The following is an 18,031-nucleotide window of genomic DNA, read 5'->3' on the forward strand; positions in this document are numbered from 1 at the left end:
TATACATCTTTGAACCGAAACTTACTATATATGATATTACGACTCATATTTGTCATTGCAGCAACGGTAGTTGGGTTCTATGCATTGCTGCACATGTCAGGCCTGATCTACCCTTTTATTATCGCTTTTGCATTCGCTTATTTGATTAATCCTGTCGTCAATTTCCTTAATCAAAAACTACAATTCCCTCGCGCATTAGCGGTACTCGTTAGCTTAATTCTCGTATTCGGAGCTATCGTCGGACTCGTTACATACCTTGTAACTGAAGCAATATCTGCCACAACATACTTACTACAAATTGTCACAGTGAAGTTTCCAGATATCGTTGCATTCGCCCAAGAATTTGCACTTAATCATATTATGCCTCTCTATGATGATTTAATTTCTAAATTTAATCATCTTGGAGAACCACAGCGATACACTATTACACAAAACATTCAAAACTTAGGCACCGGAGCAACGACACAAATGAAAGAACTTTTAACCGCCATTATAAGCGGATTAACAAATTTCATTAGTGCATTACCAACAACTTTAACTGTCCTTGTATTCGTCTTATTAGCCACCTTCTTCATTAGTTACGATTGGCACCGTCTTGCTCATAAAGTAAGAAAACTTCTACCTAATCGTGTACACGGATACGGAAAAACTATTTTTGTCGATTTAAGAAAAGCTTTGTTTGGTTTTGTTAAAGCGCAACTTACACTCGTATCTATGACAACTATCATTGTACTAATCGGCCTTTTAATATTACGCGTGCCATACGCAATTACTATCGCGATTATTACAGGGGTTGTAGATTTACTCCCGTATTTAGGAACTGGAGCCGTCTTCGTTCCTTGGGTTATATACGTATTTTTCACAGGTGATACTGCATTCGCCATCGGTCTTCTCATCCTATACATCGTCGTGATTGTCCAAAGACAAATCATGGAGCCAAAAGTACTTTCATCTAATATTGGACTCGATCCATTAGCGACACTCATCGCTCTATTTGTCGGCTTTAAGCTCTTTGGTTTTTTAGGATTAATCATCGGTCCAGTCATATTAGTACTACTTAATACATTACACAAAGCTCATGTATTCCACGATTTATGGAAATTCATTAAAGGCTCACCATCAAAATAATGTTTTCTAACTCATACACAACAAAAAATCAACTGTAATCAGTGGGAAATTCCCACTGATTATTCACTGTACTTTTTGCACTACTACATTTAAAAGGGGATTTCCTAAAAAAGGATAATTCTCTTATTTTTTTGCATAAAAACGCATATTTCAGGCCGGAAATACATTTTTATTCTATTTATTCTATAATTATTACTTACATTTATTACTTTTTATGTAAATGAATAAATATACAAAGCAAGGCAGGTGAACCCTTTAATCAGTAATTTTTCTTCTCCTATCTAACTTCTGCTCACTAGTCGAATCTTACTACATGCAAGAACATCACCCTAATGTAACACTTTTCATTCACAAGAACCCTCTGTATCCTATCGTTTAATAACTAACAATAATCCACCCCCAACAAGAAGCTAACAATTGACTATAAATAGCAAACAAAAAAAATAACGCGTAGATCGCTATAATCTACGCGTTATTTCTGAACAATAATAGTAGTTCTCTTTCTAAATTTCCAATCAATCCACTTCATAACAACCGGCTTCAATAAAGCCCTCGTTACAGGAACAACAAAGATAAAACCTATTATATCCGTCACATATCCAGGCAGTACTAAAAGAATACCTCCTACGAATATAAAAATACCATCTAGAACCGTATCACCGGGCATTTCTCCTCTATTTAACCTAAATTGAATCTCTCTAAGCACTTTAAACCCTTGTCGTTTCGCCAAATATACACCAACAATACCCATAAATACAATCATAGCGAACGTAGACCATAAACCTATTACATGACTCGATCCTATCAATACCGCAATCTCGATCGCCGGTATTACAATAAGTAAGAATAGTAACCACTTCACAGCTCCACACTCCTTCATATTTCATTCAAAAGGTGAAAGCATCACTTTCCACCATCCACCTTACAAAACCCCTTATGAGCCTCTTAAAACACTCATACAAGCTTTACAAAGGACGAATAACCCCCTTCCACTAAACATTATAATAAACGTTTTTCAAAGCGATTTCAGGCATTTAAAGCTAGCTCTATACTTTTTTGTGTAAAAAAAAAAGAGAAGGACTCCGATCCTTCTCTCCGTATTACTTCTTATAGCACTTCCGCATGTCCATTATAAACAATTCCGCGCGCTGCATCAACTGTTACTTCTTGGCCACTTTTTAAAGTTGTTGTTACGCCGTTTACACCAACGATAACAGGAATACCGATTGATACACCTACAACAGCTGCATGGCTTGTTAGACCGCCTTCTTCTACAACTAGAGCTGCAGCTTTTTCAATTGCAGGAATCATATCTTTATCAGTGCTTGTTGTAACAAGGATATCACCTTTGTTTACGTTCGCTACAGCTTCAGCAGCTGTTTTCGCTACAACTACTTTACCTTTTGCAGCTTTACGACCGATTCCTTGTCCTTTAGCAACTTCTTCACCAACAACGTGGATTTTCATTAAGTTTGTTGTACCAGTTTCAGCAACTGGAACACCAGCAGTGATTACTACAGTATCTCCAAGTCCGATTAGACCCGCATCCATACCTGTTTGAATTGCTGTATCTAACATTTCGTCAGTAGAAGCTGCACGTTTTCCAGCCATAAATGCTTGAACACCCCAAACAAGTGCAAGACGACGTCCTACTTGCTCGTCAGATGTTACAGCTACGATTGGAGATTTCGGACGGTATTTAGAGATCATTTTCGCAGTATGTCCACTTTCTGTTGGAGCTACGATTGCAGCTACATCAAGAGCAAGTGCTGTGTGCGCAACAGATTGGCTAATTGCATCTGTAATTGTTGGAGTGAACTCTTTAATACGTTTTTTGAACATATCTTCATATTGTAATGATTTTTCAACACGTACCGCAATGTTAGCCATCATTGTTACAGCTTCTACAGGGTATTGACCCGCAGCAGTTTCACCTGAAAGCATGATTGCATCTGTTCCATCAAAGATTGCGTTTGCTACGTCACTTGCTTCCGCACGAGTTGGACGTGGGTTACGTTGCATAGAATCTAACATTTGTGTTGCAGTAATAACTGGTTTGCCTAATACGTTACATTTTTTGATTAGACGTTTTTGTACTAATGGTACTTCTTCTGGTGGAATTTCTACACCCATATCACCACGAGCAACCATTAAACCGTCAGAAACTTCTAAGATTGAATCGATGTTGTCGATACCTTCTTGGTTTTCGATTTTTGGTACGATTTGGATGTATTGAGCGTTATGCCCTTCTAATAATTCACGAATTTCTAATACGTCAGATGCTTTACGTACGAAAGATGCTGCGATGAAATCAACTTTTTGCTCGATACCGAAAACGATATCTTGTACGTCTTTTTCAGTGATACCAGGAAGCTTAATGCTTACGTTTGGTACGTTAACACCTTTTTTATTTTTTACAGTTCCGCTGTTTAATACTTTTGTACGGATGTCTCCGTCAGCTTTCTCGATTACTTCTAGTTCGATAAGACCGTCATCGATTAGAATACGAGAACCTGGATCAACATCATCATAAAGACCAGCATAAGATACAGAGAACTTCTCTGCAGTTCCTAATACTTGTTCAGTAGAAAGAATTACTTCTGCACCTGTTACAAGCTCAGCTTGTCCGTCTACGAAGTCATGTGTACGGATTTCTGGACCTTTTGTATCAAGTAAGATACCAACTGTTTTACCAGTTTTCTTTGAAGCTTCACGAATATTTTTAATACGAGCTCCATGCTCTTCATGGCTACCATGAGAGAAGTTTAAACGAGCAACGTTCATACCCGCTTCCATTAATTGCTCTAATTTCTCAATACTTTCACTAGCAGGACCTATAGTACATACAATTTTAGTTTTACGCATATTGCACCTCCGAAAATTATGAAACCGTTCCCAAATACAAGGCATTAAGCCGATTAGATAGATAATTCTTTAGATAATTGATACATATCTTTATCGATTGTATGCTTTTGAGCTAACGCTTCGATAATGTCATGATCAACAAGTTTATTATTTTGAATACCAACACAACGTCCGCCATTACCAGCAATTAACAATTCAACTGCTCTTGCGCCAAGACGACTAGCTAATACACGGTCTTGTGCACTTGGTGATCCACCACGTTGCACGTGACCTAATACAGTTACACGAGTATCAAAGCTTGTTGCTTCTTCAATGTGCTTACCGATGTCAATTGCACTTCCAACACCTTCAGCTACAACGATAATACTGTGCTTTTTGCCACGTTCACTACCTCGTTTCAGACGAGCGATAACATCTTCCATGTCATACTTTTCTTCTGGAATTAAGATAGTTTCTGCACCATCAGCTAAACCAGCCCATAATGCGATATCTCCAGCGTGGCGTCCCATTACTTCGATAACATATGTACGTTCATGAGATGTAGCTGTATCACGGATTTTATCAATTGCATCAATAACAGTATTTAAAGCTGTATCGAAACCAATTGTGAAGTCTGTTCCAGGGATATCATTGTCGATTGTACCTGGTACACCTACACATGGGAATCCTTGCTCAGTTAATTTTTTTGCGCCTTGGTAAGAACCATCTCCACCAATAACAACAAGTCCTTCAATACCATGTTTCTTTAATTGCTCGATTCCTTTTAGTCGTACTTCTGGGTCTTTAAACTCAGGACATCTTGCTGTATATAATTTTGTACCACCGCGGTGGATAATATCGCCAACAGAACCAAGTTCTAATTTTTCAATATGACCAGAAATTAAACCAGCGTATCCATGGTAAATACCATATACTTCAATATCATGGAAAATCGCTTTACGAACAACTGCACGAATGGCAGCATTCATACCAGGTGAATCTCCACCACTCGTTAATACACCAATACGTTTCATTTGTACTCACCTCATAAAGATTATTTGCCTTATAATAAAATAACACGAAAAAATACAAAAACACAATGGAGAAGATGTGTCTTTTCATAATAAAAACGTGCATTCGCGAAGAGGAACGCACGCTTTTCTTATTTTATCCCAATGGAAGCGTTTGAAAACGAAACTTGCCCAATTTTCATATATTTTTCATAACGTTTTTCGATTAATTCATCTTTCGAAATTCCGCTTAATTGTTCAAAAGTTTTCTTAAGCATTAAATCTATATTTTCTGATTGTTTCAAAACATTACGATGCGCTCCGCCTTTTGCCTCTGGAATAATTTCATCAATTACACCTAATTCTTTCAAATCTAATGCTGTAATTTTCATCGCTTCTGCAGCTTCTTTTGCTTTACCAGCATCTTTCCAAAGAATCGCCGCCGCACCCTCTGGTGTAATAACAGAATAAGTGGAATTTTCTAGCATATGAATGTAATCTCCTACTCCAAGACCTAACGCACCACCGCTACCACCTTCACCGATAACAATGCAAATAACAGGTACAGTTAAACCCGCCATTTCAAATAAATTACGAGCGATAGCTTCACTTTGTCCACGTTCTTCAGCTGCTTTACCAGGATAAGCTCCCTTCGTATCGATGAAACAAATAATGGGACGATTAAACTTTTCCGCTTGTTTCATTAGACGCAGTGCTTTTCGATATCCTTCTGGATGAGGCATCCCAAAATTACGACGAATATTTTCTTTCGTATCTTTTCCGCGTTGGTGCCCAATTACAGTTACAGGCATCCCCTTATATTTCGCAATGCCGCCGACAATCGCTGCATCGTCGCCAAATAGGCGATCTCCATGACATTCAAAAAAATTAGTAAATAAGTGCTCAATATAATCGAGCGTTGTCGGTCGTTCTGCATGACGAGCAATTTGAACACGGTCCCATACTTTCATATTGCCGTATATATCTTCCTCTAGTTTTTCTAGCTTGTCTTCCAAAATACGAATCTCCTCACTGAAGTCCATCTGGCTGTTTTTCGTATAGTCTTTCAGTTCACGAATCTTATTTCTTAGCTCAACAACTGGTTTCTCAAATTCTAGCTCTGCCATACAGCCATTTCCCCTCCTTGATGAACTTCTAAAATCTTACGGAGTGATTCTCTCATATCATCACGATGCACCACCGCATCTAATTGACCGTGCTCTAGTAAAAATTCTGCCGTTTGGAAATCTTCTGGCAGTTTCTCACGCACTGTTTGTTCAATTACGCGTCTACCAGCAAATCCGATAAGTGCACCTGGCTCTGCAAGATTGTAATCACCAAGTGAAGCGAAACTCGCTGAAACCCCGCCCGTCGTCGGGTGAGTCATAACAGAAATAAATAACCCTCCTGCATTACTATGCTTTTTCAAAGCTACGCTTGTTTTCGCCATTTGCATTAAACTTAATATCCCTTCTTGCATACGGGCACCACCCGACGCAGTAAAGATAATAAATGGAACCTGTAAGTCGTATGCCTTTTCAACCGCACGAGCAATTTTTTCTCCTACAACAGAGCCCATGCTGCCCATTCGAAAACGAGAATCCATTACTGCAACAACAACAAGCATGTCATCAATTGTTCCTTCACCAGTTACAACCGCTTCATACAATTCAGTCTTCTTACGATCGTTTTCTAGTTTCTCTTCATATCCCGGAAACTCAAGTGGATTTAGTGAAACCATCTCTTTGTCATACTCACGAAATGAACCTTCGTCCAATATACTATCAAGGCGTTCCCATGCATTCATCGGATGATGATATCCACAATTCACGCATACTTTTAAATTTTTAAGAAGCTCTTTCGTATACATGATTTTTTTACATTTCGGACATTTTGTCATAACGCCATCTGGTACATCTTTTCGTATTTGTTCTGAAGGTATTGCAGCGTACTTTTTCTTTTTCACGAATAAATCTCTTAGCACAATTTGACCCCCTTCGTTGAGAGCTAAGGTTAGCGTAAGAAGAAAATGGGGCTAACACCAATGTTTGATGTTAGCCTTATCTTCTCAATCTGTCTAATAACCTCTCTCTTTACGTTTAACTTTAACCGCTATGCGGTAGAATGTTTGTCATAACGTGTCATGGTCATTTCGACAAATTTTATACATTACGAGTGAAACTGTATATTCTCTACTAATTCATCGTAAATTTTTAACGCATCATTTTCTTGTTTCACTTCCAAAGTAGCATAAAGCTTTCTATAGATTTCGATAGAATCTCCTGAAACTTCACAAGAAAGAGTTGCAACGTAATCATTTACGATCATCCAAATGCGATAGAGTAAATAATTATCGAATTGTTCAATAAGTGTTTTAAAGAACGTTTGATGAAGCACCGGAATTGAGCTTTCATTTTCTTCAAGCACTTGGTGTAATTTACTTAGTACTTCAGAAAACGTTTCTTTCGGTAAATTACATACAAGTCGAATCATATCTTTCTCAAGCAATCGTTTTGTTTGTAATAAATCACGAATTGTTTTCTCATCTTGCAGTAGAAACGGAGCAATTAATTGTACAAGACCGTTATCGTAAAAGTTTCGAATAAACGTCCCCTCACCACGTCTCGTTTCAATTAATCCTACCAGTTCTAAAGCACGTAATGCTTCTCTTACAGAGGAACGTCCAACATTTAAGCGTGAACTTAACTCACGCTCAGATGGCAAACGATCCCCTGCTACTAAACAATCCTCTTCCATAATGGATCGGATTTTTTTTACAATTTCGAGATATACTTTTGTATTTGATGATGTCAATGGAAATTCCTCGCTTATTCTTTACCAATCAGCGCTAATTGTTTTGTTTTCTCAGCGACTTCATTTGGATCTACTTGACGGCGAGCTACTCCTGTCTCCATTGCTGCTTTCGCAACGTAAGCCGCTACTTGAGGCGCTACACGCGCGTCAAATGGCGCTGGAATGATATGGTCTGCATTCAACTCATCCTCTGATACAAGCTCTGCAATGGCTTGTACAGCTGCCATCTTCATTTCTTCATTAATTTGTGTCGCATGTACATCAAGTGCGCCGCGGAAAATACCTGGGAACGCTAGTACATTATTTACTTGGTTCGGGAAGTCAGAACGACCTGTTCCAACAACAGCTGCGCCCGCTGCTTTTGCCAATTCTGGCATAATTTCTGGAACCGGATTCGCCATTGCAAAAATAATTGCATCGTCATTCATTGTACGAACCATCTCTTCATTTAATGCACCTGCTGCAGATACACCAATGAATACGTCCGCACCTTGTAAAACGTCAGCTAAAGAACCTTCGATACGATTCTTATTTGTATATTTTGCAACTTCATCCTTCACCGGATTCATACCGACAGGACGACCTTCATAGATTGCACCTTTACGGTCACACATAATAACGTCACGTACACCATAGCGATATAAAAGTTTAATGATTGCAATACCTGCTGCACCTGCACCATTTGCGACAACTTTAATGTCGGACATTTTCTTTCCAACTAACTTCAGCGCGTTCACAAGACCTGCTACTGTTACGATAGCTGTTCCGTGTTGATCATCATGGAATATCGGAATGTTTGTCTCTTTTTTCAAACGTTCTTCAATAACGAAGCAGTTTGGTGCTGCGATATCTTCTAAGTTTACACCGCCAAAAGTTGGCTCCATTAATTTTACAGTTTCAACAATTTTATCTACATCGTTTGTATTTAAGGCAATCGGGAATGCATCTACGCCAGCAAAGCTCTTGAATAATACAGCTTTACCTTCCATTACTGGAAGAGATGCTTCAGGTCCAATGTTACCAAGACCAAGTACAGCCGTTCCATCTGTCACAACTGCTACCATATTTCCCTTCATTGTATATTCATATACCTTACTTTTATCGTCATAAATTTCTTTACAAGGCTCTGCAACCCCTGGAGAATATGCAAGACTTAAATCTTTTGCATTTTCTACTTTTACTTTTGATACAGTTTCTAATTTTCCTTGATGCACTTTATGCATATGAAGTGCTTCTTCACGAAGTGTTGACAAACTATCCACTCTCCTCAAATTATTCTGGCTGATATCAACTTCTCCAAGTGGTCTGACCACGAACACTACTACTATAATAATCGAAGTGTAGGGAAATTGTCCATTATATTTTCACAACGACATTTTCGTCCCCGACAATTTCACGAAGTGCTCCTAAGCATTCTTCACTTGGATGAATCGATAAACTTCGAGATAATTGTACCATTTTATGTTCCTTTTCATAATAAATTAGTACTTTCGTAAAACCTGAATAGTCAAACAATATTTTCGTAACTTGATTTACAAGCTTTTTTTCATATTGAGACGGCAATTTCACGTAAACAGATGCTTCTTTCATTCCTTCATAAACATCCATTTCTTCTAGCGGATATAGTCCATTCACGATCCATTGCAACTTATGATTTCTTTGCTCAATCGTACCATCAACTAAAACAATTTCCCCTTCTTGTAACCTGTGTGAAAAATGTATATACGTTTCTGGAAAAATGACGGCTTCCATTTCATCATTTTGATCACAGAATGTAATAAACGCCATCTTTTGCAACTTTTTCGTACGAATAACTTTCACACTTGTTATATATACGATTGCTCTTTGTACTTTTTTCTTATGTCGCATCGCCTGAGCAAGAGATGGGATTTCTAATTCTTTTCCTAACTCCGCATACTGCGCTGTCGGATAGCTAGATAAATAAAAACCGAGTGCTTCCTTCTCCTTATTTAACTGTTCAATAAAGGATAGCTCTTCTCCTTGTACATATTTTGATTTCGGAACAGCATCCCCTAAATCAAAGTCACGTGCAAGATTTGCATACTCTAACGCTCCTTTAAGACTTTTCCATAACGTCGTCCTCGAAACACCAAAATCGTCAAAACATCCAGACCAGACAAACGCTTCTAAATTTCGCTCTGTTACAAATTTTGATGGCATACGAAGACAAAACTCAAATAAATCTTCGAACATTTTTTTCTCTCGTTCTTCGAGTAGCGCAGTCACGGTAGCCATTCCGATATTCCGAATCGAAAGTAAACTATATCGAATCGCATTCCCTTCTATTTGGAAGTTGTAACCACTTCTCTGAAGAGACGGCGGTAAAACGTGAAAACCTTTCCGCTTCGTTTCTCGTACATACTGCACAATCTTATCTTCATTTCCAATTGCGCTTGATAATAACGCAGTCATAAATTCCAGCGTATAATTCGCTTTTAAATATGCAAGCTGATATCCGATCATACTGTAAGCTACAGCGTGACTTCGGTTAAAACCGTAATTCGCAAATCTTACAATTAAATCGTAAATTTGTTCTGAAGATGTCTCATCGTATCCGTTTTCCAAACAACCTTGAACAAAGTGCTTGCGTTCTTGATCTAAAATATCACGATTCTTTTTACTCACAGCACGGCGCAGTAAATCCGCTTCTCCAAGCGAAAATCCAGCTAACTTCGATGCGATTTGCATTATTTGTTCTTGGTATACGATTACGCCGTATGTTCGTTCTAAAATGGGCTTTAAATCCTGATGTAAATATTCAATTCGTCTTTCCCCATGCTTCGATTCAATAAAGGTTGGAATTTGTTCCATCGGTCCTGGTCTGTATAAAGAGTTAACAGCAACTATGTCTTCAAATTCATTCGGTTTTAACCCGCGAAGTACATTTCGCATACCACCTGATTCAAGCTGGAATACACCTGTTGTATCCCCTCTTCCTAACAATTGAAACGTCTTTTCATCTTGAAGAGGTAAATTTCTTATATCAATTTGTTTCCCAGTTTTTTTAACAATAAACTTTATAATATTTTCAAGTAACGTTAAATTACGTAAGCCTAAAAAATCCATCTTGAGCAAGCCAAGTTCTTCTAGTGCATCAGCTGGATATTGCGTAACATAAACATCGTTATGCCCTTCTTGAATCGCTATACTTCCCGTTAACGGTTCTTGGCTCATTATAACGCCAGCTGCATGAATAGACGTATGACGCGGTAATCCCTCTACACGTTTTGCAATTTCAAACACACGCTCATGCAAAAGATTCCCTTGTATAAACTCACGGAGCGATTGCGATTCCTCATATGCATCTTTTAACGTTATACCAAGCTTTGATGGGATAAGTTTTGAGAATATGTCGATATCTCTTGGCGGGAGCCCCATTACACGAGCAATGTCTCTAATTGCGGCTTTCGCTGCAAGAGTTCCGAACGTTACAATTTGAGCGACACGAAGCTGACCATATTTATCTTTCACATATCGAATCATCTCATCACGTCTTATATCTGGAAAATCAATATCAATATCTGGAAGTGTCACACGTTCAGGGTTTAAAAACCTCTCAAATAATAAGTCATATTCAATTGGATCAATATCTGTAATTTCCAATACATAAGAAACGAGTGAACCCGCTGCCGATCCACGGCCTGGCCCAGTTAAAATACGATTTTCATGTGCATATTTCATAAAGTCCCATACGATGAGGAAATAATCGCTAAATCCCATACGAGAAATCACATGTAATTCATGATTCAAACGCTGTATATGCACTTCTTTTGGCGTACCATATCGTTTACTTAAGCCTTCTTCACAAACACGGCGCAAATACGTATCATTCGTCTCGTTAGATGGAACAGGAAACTTCGGTAGTTGATTTACATGGAAAGGAATTTCTACTTGGCAACGTTCCGCGATTGTTATTGTATTTTGAACCGCTTCCTCAGCATGAGAAAAGAGTGCTTCCATTTCATCCGATGACTTTAAATAATACTGATCCGTTTTCATTCTCGGCCTATCTGGATCAGTCATTTTCGTTCCGCCTTCAACAGATAATAAACATTCATGAACAAGTGCGTCACTTTGATTAATATAGCGAACATCATTTGTTGCAACGACTGGAACGTTTACCTTATTAATAAATTCAGGCAGTTTTTCTTGTAAAAGCAGTTCATCTTGAATCGCATGATGCTGCAAACTTATATAAAAATTGCTGAACATATTTTGATACGTATGAGCTACTTCTTCAGCCTGACTCTCTTTGTCTTCTAATAATAACTGTTCAATTTCTCCGTCTTTCCCTGGTGAAATTGCAATTAATCCTTTCGCATAATGAGCAAGCCACTTCTTCGGAATACCTTCTTTTGACTTCGTCATAATGCTGCTAGAAATCTTTAATAAATTTTGATAGCCTAGTTCATTCTCAGCAAGTAAGACGAGTGGATAAGACCTTTCTTCTTCTTCACTAAAAATAGAAGCTGTTAAGCCGATAATAGGCTGTATACCATTTTTCTTGCATGCTTTATAAAACGGAATAACTCCATACATAACATTTTCATCTGTAATGGCCAGCGATGAAAATCCAAGCTCTTTCGCCCGAATGACAAGCTCATCAATTTTGCAAGCACTTTTTAATAAACTAAAAACGGTTTGACATTGTAAATGCACAAACTTCACTGTTGTACCCTCTCTTTACCTATTTGACTACTTTTATTATAGGTGATGAGGAAAGCGGAAATCAAAACATACTTCTCATACTTTGTCCATATATATGAAGAAGAAAGGGGAATGACGATGGATGTAAGAGAACATACTTTTTTCTCTCTGCTTATTATTAGTTACTTTATTGCTTTTGGAGTTATACTTGGTGGTTCATTAATTGGCGGATTTGGTGCATTTCTCATCGGAAAACCAGCTCTAACTTATATTAGTCAATTTGCTCAAAATTTAAGGATTTGGGCACTCGTTGCAGCAATTGGCGGAACGTTCGATACCTTCTATAGCTTTGAAAGAAGCTTCTTTGGCGGAGATATGAAAGATATCGTAAAACAAATTCTCCTTATTTTTTTCGCAACTGGTGGTATGCAAACTGGTCTTATTATTATTAAGTGGCTTACACAGGAACATGTATGAGAGTACCGAGTGCCAATACAGCCAAAAGGTGGTATTTAGTTTTAGCTGGTGCTGCTGTTGGAGGGATTTTGAGCTGGTTTATTTTTTTGTACATATACGGTGTTTTTCAGCAGGAACAAGCTAGTAAAATAGCAGAACAAAAAGAAATCATCGAAAAACAAGAAGCAAAACTCCACGTCCTTCTCGAAGACCAAGAGAAATTGAACACAGAAAATAAACGACTCTTAACAATTCAAGAAATCAAAATAAAAATTATAAATCGAAAAAAATATGATTTAGACAATCTTACACTTGAAAACATGACCACTTCTATCCATAATGATCTCCAGCATCTTTTAACGAAAAACATTCAAAGCATCGCAAAAAATAAAGACCTACTCAAAAAAGTCATCGAAAATAAAACGTACAAACATTACGATCGTATATACCGCTTTAAAGTAGACACAGTCTCTTTTGATACCGTACTTGAAATTAGTATTGATATAGAGAAAGAAAAATAAAAAAAGGAGGGCCTCAGCGCCTCTCCTTCTCTTTCGTTCAACATACAACTTCTTATTTACACAGCTCACGTAAATCAGCAAAAAGGCGATCCGCTTCTTCCCAAGAAGATGCTTTTGCACCAGAAGCCATCGGATGTCCTCCGCCATTATATTGCATTGCTAATTTATTAATAACTGGTCCTTTTGAGCGAAGACGAACACGAATAACATCATCTTCCTCTAAAAATAGAACCCATGCCTTTAATCCATCAATATTACCAAGCGCCCCGACAACACCAGATGCTTCAGTAGAAAGTACATCAAACTCTTCTAGTACCTCTTTCGTTAATTTAATGTATGCTGCGCCTTCTTCTACCATCGTGAAATTTTGTAAAATATAACCGTTTAAACGAGCAATCTTTTCTTTTGTCTTATACATTTCATTGTATAAATCTGTGAATTTCACGTCCATATCAACAAGCTCACTTACGTAACGAAGTGTTTTCGCTGTTGTATTTGGGAATAAGAAACGACCTGTATCACCGACAATACCCGCTAAAATAAGGCGAGCTGCTTCTTTTGAAATCGTTAATCCTTTATCTTTTCCATAAGAATAAAACTCATAAATCATTTCACTTGTAGAACTAGCTGTCGTATCCACCCACGTAATATCTCCGTACGGGTCTTCATTCGGATGATGATCAATTTTAATTACCATCTTTCCTTTTGCATAACGCTGATCACAAACACGCTCTTGATTTGCTGTATCACAAACGATAACAAGTGCATCTTCATATACACTATCTTCAATATCATCCATTACTCGTAAAAACGATAAAGAAGGCTCGTTGTACCCAACCATATAAATATTTTTCTCTGGAAACGATTCTTGCAGAATTGTACCAAGTCCGCACTGAGAACCTAACGCATCTGGATCCGGACGTACATGACGATGAATAATAATTGTATCAAACTCTTTAATTGCTCCTAAAATTTGCTCATGCATATGTATAATCTCCTTTTTATTCAACTTCTTCATTTTATCCCACATTAACGTGTAGTAAGACTCCCACCTCAAAAGTATTAAAAACAATGGGGCAAAATTAATTTGGAGCCCGGATGCACGTAAAAGCCCGATTGGTGAGGGCTAATAATTAGTACGTGGGATCTCCCCACACTAATTAAAGTTTCACTTTATCCCCCATTATAACGGAAAACATTTCATACATGCGAACAATTGCTTTATAATAAAAATTAGAAAGTTTAGATTTTTCTTTTTTCTAAATTGTTATTTTTATACCAATCGATGGGAGCGTGTATTATGCCAGTATTCGTCTTTTGTATTATCATCTCATTTGTGTTGTACCTCTTCTACAAAACAAAATTCTTTCGTACAAACCGTCCAATGGAGAAAGGTTGGCTCTCAGGAAAATCCGCAATGGCACTCGGCTTATTCGTCCTATTCTTTGGGATAAACCAATTCTTTTTAGAACTTTCAACTGCACGCATTATCGTTGGTGTTTTGTTTATTTTACTTGGCAGCGCGAGTACATTTAATGGATTCCGCCAATATAAACATTTTTTACCATTAGCAGTCAAAGAAGCCGAATCTTATAAAACAACGTAAAAAAAGCATCAATATTGTGATGCTTTTTTACGTCCCTTCACTTTCAAAATCGTATATGCAACAAACGCAGATGGTATATTAAAGAGATTACCTTGCACGTGAAAATGTAATTGTTCTTCTTCAAAAGACATCTGTTTGTATAATTCTTGTTGAGATAATCCTGTTCTTTTCTTTTTTTCATGCAATCCTTGTAAATATAAATATTGAATTGGTATCATCACAAGAAAGTAAAAGAGTGCGATACCACCAAAAAAGAGTACTTCTGATGACATATGGTATACCACCTTCCGACATCTATTATCTTATAATACAGTTATAACATAGTATAAACTGAAATTAAATTAATATTCTGTTTTTTAACCATATAATTACGTCTCCGCATATATATCCTGCTAAAACTCTTCCACATCTTTAGCAACAGCTTCAAAGCCCAATAAAACAAAAAAGATGGAACAAACCAAAGCGATTTGTTCCATCTTTTTATTTATCGATCAATTGCACCATAAGTAACGCTTTCCCGACAACATTACCTTCATGATGCACTTCTACATCAACTTTACCAAATTTACGGCCAATTTCTAATACTTTCGGATGAACCGATACAACATTATCAATTTGAACCGGCTTTACGAAATAAATTGTTAAGTTCTCAACAATTGAATCGCTCTTCTTCTGCGCACGAATGACGCGGTTTGTTGCTTCTGTCACAATTGTTGTGAATACACCGTAAGATAACGTCCCGATTGAATTCGTCATTTGTGGTGTCACTGAAAATTGATATAAATGCTCATTTTTTGCTTCTTTCGGCGTCATAAATTGATTCGTTACAATGTCATCAATCGTTTCACCAACTTGTGGTTGACGCTGAATCATCTGCAAGGCCTGAAGTACATCTTGACGACTAATGATACCTTGCAATTTATTTCCATCCTCCACAACAGGAAGTAATTCAATACCTTCCCACACCATCATACGTGCTGCAGCTGCGACAGACATTTTTCCATTTACCGTAATAGGGTGTTTCGTCATCACTTTATCAATCGGTGTATCTTTCGCAACACCAATCATATCTTTCGAAGTTACGATACCTAACACCTTTTTATTTTCATCCACAATTGGATAGCGTCCATGCATCGTCTCTTCATTGTACTCATGCCATTTCTGCACTATGTCACTAGGCTTTAAATATAGTGTTTCTTCAATTGGTGTTAAAATATCTTCAACTAGTACAATTTCTTTCTTAATAAGTTGATCATAAATTGCACGGTTAATTAACGTTGCGACCGTAAATGTATCATAACTACTCGAAATAATTGGCAATTTCAATTCATCTGCTAACTTTTTCACATGCTCTTCTGTATCAAATCCACCTGTAATTAATACAGCAGCCCCTGTTTCTAATGCTAATTGATGTGCGTTCGTACGGTTACCGATAATAAGTAAGTTCCCCGCTTCTGTATAGCGCATCATCGCTTCTAATTTCATAGCCCCAATAACGAATTTATTTAACGTTTTATGTAGTCCTTCTCTGCCCCCAAGTACTTGGCCATCGACAATGTTAACGACTTCTGCATATGTCAGTTTTTCGATATTCTCTTTCTTCTTTTGCTCAATTCGAATTGTTCCGACACGTTCAATTGTACTAACATACCCTTTATTTTCTGCATCTTTAATTGCACGGTAAGCGGTCCCTTCACTTACACTTAAATCTTTCGCAATTTGCCGCACAGAAATTTTATGCCCTACTGGCAGGCTATTAATATGTTCTAAAATTTGATTATGTTTGGTAGCCAAATGGTTTCACCATACTTTCTTTTCCCTAAATTCTTCATGTGTTGTATTTTCAGTATACTATATTTCCAAAACTGTTACACTCTCTCTTTGTATGTCTGTACTATTTTTTTTATAACAAAATGCTCCTTACATTACACCAGTCATTCTATTACAACAATGTAATGGTATTGTCATCTCGTTCGATGGTTTGTCCACACGCTTCAATATACAATTAAGACAAGAAATGAAACAAAGGAGTGGATACATTATGAAAAAATTTTTAGAGGTTGTAGGTGCTGTATTTTTAGCTTTCGTAGACGGGAAAAAAGTTGCAATGGAGTTGAATGAAACACCCGAACAGCCACGTACAAAAAGAAAAGAATTACCTAAACAAATACAAACTTTAAAAACTGTACTACACACATAAAAAACCCTTCACTTGTCGTTTCAAATGAAGGGTTTCTTTTTTATAGTGTAATACTTTCTCCAGCTTCTAATACTTTCCCTGTACAATTTTGTAGCTTTTCTACAAATTGATATGGATCTTGTTCAATAACCGGGAACGTATTATAATGCATCGGTACAACTGTTTTCGCACCAGTCCATTTTGCAGCTAAAACAGCATCTTCTGGCCCCATTGTGAAATTATCGCCAATTGGTAAAAATGCTACATCAATATTATTAAGTTCTCCAATTAACTTCATATCAGAGAATAACGCAGTATCTCCTGCATGATATACCGTTTTCTCCTCTGCCGTAAACAAAATACCAGCTGGCATACCTGTATATGTAATCGTCTTATTTTCTTCATCAATATAACTAGATCCGTGGAATGCTTGTGTGAATTTCACTTTACCAAAGTCAAATACATGTGAACCTCCAATATGCATTGGATGTGTATTTACACCTTGCCAGCCTAAAAATGTCGCTAATTCAAATGGTGCCACAACGACCGCATTATTTTTCTTTGCTAACGCTACTGTATCCCCAACATGATCACCGTGTCCGTGCGATAAAATAATCGCATCAACTTTTACATCTTCAGCCTTTAAATCTGTTTTCGGATTTCCTGTTAAAAACGGATCAATTAAAATAACTTTTCCATTCGTTTCAATCTTTACAACTGAATGCCCGTGATAAGATACTTTCATCATTACATTCCTCCCCTATTCACATTCTCACTTTTTATTCTACATGATTTCTCAATTACC

General features: G+C 37.4%; 17 protein-coding genes. 5 read left to right on the top strand and 12 right to left on the bottom strand.

The window, feature by feature from the left end; all coding sequences use genetic code 11:
* Window positions 1-9 precede the first annotated feature (9 nt).
* Window positions 10-1,128, top strand: a complete 1,119-nt coding sequence (ytvI, locus tag MHI07_RS21555; RefSeq protein ID WP_002160259.1) for a sporulation integral membrane protein YtvI — start codon at window positions 10-12, stop codon at window positions 1,126-1,128.
* A 472-nt stretch (window positions 1,129-1,600) separates the two neighbouring features.
* Here the strand turns inward: ytvI and MHI07_RS21560 are convergent, their stop codons facing one another.
* The 8 genes from MHI07_RS21560 to dnaE all read right to left on the bottom strand — a co-directional run bounded on the left by MHI07_RS21560 (window position 1,601) and on the right by dnaE (window position 12,485).
* On the bottom strand, window positions 1,601-1,990 hold the full coding sequence (locus tag MHI07_RS21560) for an FxsA family protein (protein ID WP_340826185.1): 390 nt from the start codon (window positions 1,988-1,990) through the stop codon (window positions 1,601-1,603).
* 245 nt (window positions 1,991-2,235) lie between these two features.
* Complete coding sequence (gene pyk / locus MHI07_RS21565; protein WP_002160257.1) at window positions 2,236-3,993, bottom strand: pyruvate kinase; 1,758 nt, start codon at window positions 3,991-3,993, stop codon at window positions 2,236-2,238.
* A 53-nt stretch (window positions 3,994-4,046) separates the two neighbouring features.
* Window positions 4,047-5,006, bottom strand: a complete 960-nt coding sequence (gene pfkA, locus MHI07_RS21570) for a 6-phosphofructokinase (RefSeq protein WP_002034288.1) — start codon at window positions 5,004-5,006, stop codon at window positions 4,047-4,049.
* A gap of 128 nt (window positions 5,007-5,134) precedes the next feature.
* Window positions 5,135-6,109: an acetyl-CoA carboxylase carboxyl transferase subunit alpha gene (gene accA, locus MHI07_RS21575; RefSeq protein ID WP_000818787.1), complete on the bottom strand. Its 975-nt coding sequence runs from the start codon at window positions 6,107-6,109 to the stop codon at window positions 5,135-5,137.
* Window positions 6,097-6,966 carry an acetyl-CoA carboxylase, carboxyltransferase subunit beta gene (gene accD / locus MHI07_RS21580; protein ID WP_002160256.1) on the bottom strand — a complete coding sequence of 290 codons (870 nt, stop codon included), beginning with the start codon at window positions 6,964-6,966 and terminating at the stop codon, window positions 6,097-6,099. Before accD ends, accA begins: the two co-directional genes overlap by 13 nt.
* 185 nt (window positions 6,967-7,151) lie before the next feature.
* Entirely contained in the window at window positions 7,152-7,796 is a 645-nt protein-coding gene (locus MHI07_RS21585) for a FadR/GntR family transcriptional regulator (protein ID WP_002160255.1), read from the bottom strand.
* 14 nt (window positions 7,797-7,810) lie between these two features.
* Window positions 7,811-9,019, bottom strand: coding sequence for an NAD(P)-dependent malic enzyme (locus tag MHI07_RS21590; RefSeq protein ID WP_179117546.1), 1,209 nt, complete (start codon window positions 9,017-9,019; stop codon window positions 7,811-7,813).
* 133 nt (window positions 9,020-9,152) lie between these two features.
* Window positions 9,153-12,485: a DNA polymerase III subunit alpha gene (gene dnaE, locus MHI07_RS21595; RefSeq protein ID WP_340826191.1), complete on the bottom strand. Its 3,333-nt coding sequence runs from the start codon at window positions 12,483-12,485 to the stop codon at window positions 9,153-9,155.
* A gap of 42 nt (window positions 12,486-12,527) precedes the next feature.
* Here dnaE and MHI07_RS21600 point away from each other — a divergent pair, with 42 nt between their 5' ends.
* Complete coding sequence (locus MHI07_RS21600) at window positions 12,528-12,941, top strand: YtrH family sporulation protein (RefSeq protein ID WP_078172708.1); 414 nt, start codon at window positions 12,528-12,530, stop codon at window positions 12,939-12,941.
* Window positions 12,938-13,441, top strand: coding sequence for a sporulation membrane protein YtrI (gene ytrI / locus MHI07_RS21605; RefSeq protein ID WP_002112211.1), 504 nt, complete (start codon window positions 12,938-12,940; stop codon window positions 13,439-13,441). The genes MHI07_RS21600 and ytrI overlap by 4 nt, the downstream gene beginning before the upstream one ends.
* 52 nt (window positions 13,442-13,493) lie before the next feature.
* Here the strand turns inward: ytrI and MHI07_RS21610 are convergent, their stop codons facing one another.
* The gene (locus tag MHI07_RS21610; protein WP_340826196.1) at window positions 13,494-14,426 is read right to left on the bottom strand and encodes a DHH family phosphoesterase; all 933 of its coding nucleotides are present in this window, start codon (window positions 14,424-14,426) and stop codon (window positions 13,494-13,496) included.
* A gap of 315 nt (window positions 14,427-14,741) precedes the next feature.
* Between MHI07_RS21610 and MHI07_RS21615 the strand changes: the two genes are divergently transcribed.
* Window positions 14,742-15,047 carry a YtpI family protein gene (locus tag MHI07_RS21615; RefSeq protein WP_002088950.1) on the top strand — a complete coding sequence of 102 codons (306 nt, stop codon included), beginning with the start codon at window positions 14,742-14,744 and terminating at the stop codon, window positions 15,045-15,047.
* A gap of 8 nt (window positions 15,048-15,055) precedes the next feature.
* On the opposite strand, the gene MHI07_RS21620 is transcribed toward MHI07_RS21615, so the two are convergent.
* Together MHI07_RS21620 and MHI07_RS21625 are read right to left on the bottom strand one after the other, a co-directional pair.
* Window positions 15,056-15,319: a DUF3949 domain-containing protein gene (locus MHI07_RS21620; RefSeq protein ID WP_002112213.1), complete on the bottom strand. Its 264-nt coding sequence runs from the start codon at window positions 15,317-15,319 to the stop codon at window positions 15,056-15,058.
* Window positions 15,320-15,527: 208 nt separating this feature from the next.
* Window positions 15,528-16,841, bottom strand: coding sequence for a DRTGG domain-containing protein (locus MHI07_RS21625; protein ID WP_000201581.1), 1,314 nt, complete (start codon window positions 16,839-16,841; stop codon window positions 15,528-15,530).
* Between the two features lie 247 nt (window positions 16,842-17,088).
* Here MHI07_RS21625 and MHI07_RS21630 point away from each other — a divergent pair, with 247 nt between their 5' ends.
* Window positions 17,089-17,247 (top strand): hypothetical protein, encoded by a 159-nt coding sequence (locus tag MHI07_RS21630; protein WP_002112214.1) that lies wholly within the window; start codon window positions 17,089-17,091, stop codon window positions 17,245-17,247.
* A 40-nt stretch (window positions 17,248-17,287) separates the two neighbouring features.
* Here MHI07_RS21630 and MHI07_RS21635 read toward each other — a convergent pair whose 3' ends face one another.
* Window positions 17,288-17,971 (bottom strand): metal-dependent hydrolase, encoded by a 684-nt coding sequence (locus tag MHI07_RS21635; protein WP_088079588.1) that lies wholly within the window; start codon window positions 17,969-17,971, stop codon window positions 17,288-17,290.
* Window positions 17,972-18,031: the final 60 nt, after the last annotated feature.

It is taken from the genome of Bacillus sp. FSL H8-0545, from assembly GCF_038006105.1.
In the GTDB taxonomy this organism is placed as follows: domain Bacteria; phylum Bacillota; class Bacilli; order Bacillales; family Bacillaceae_G; genus Bacillus_A; species Bacillus_A cereus_U.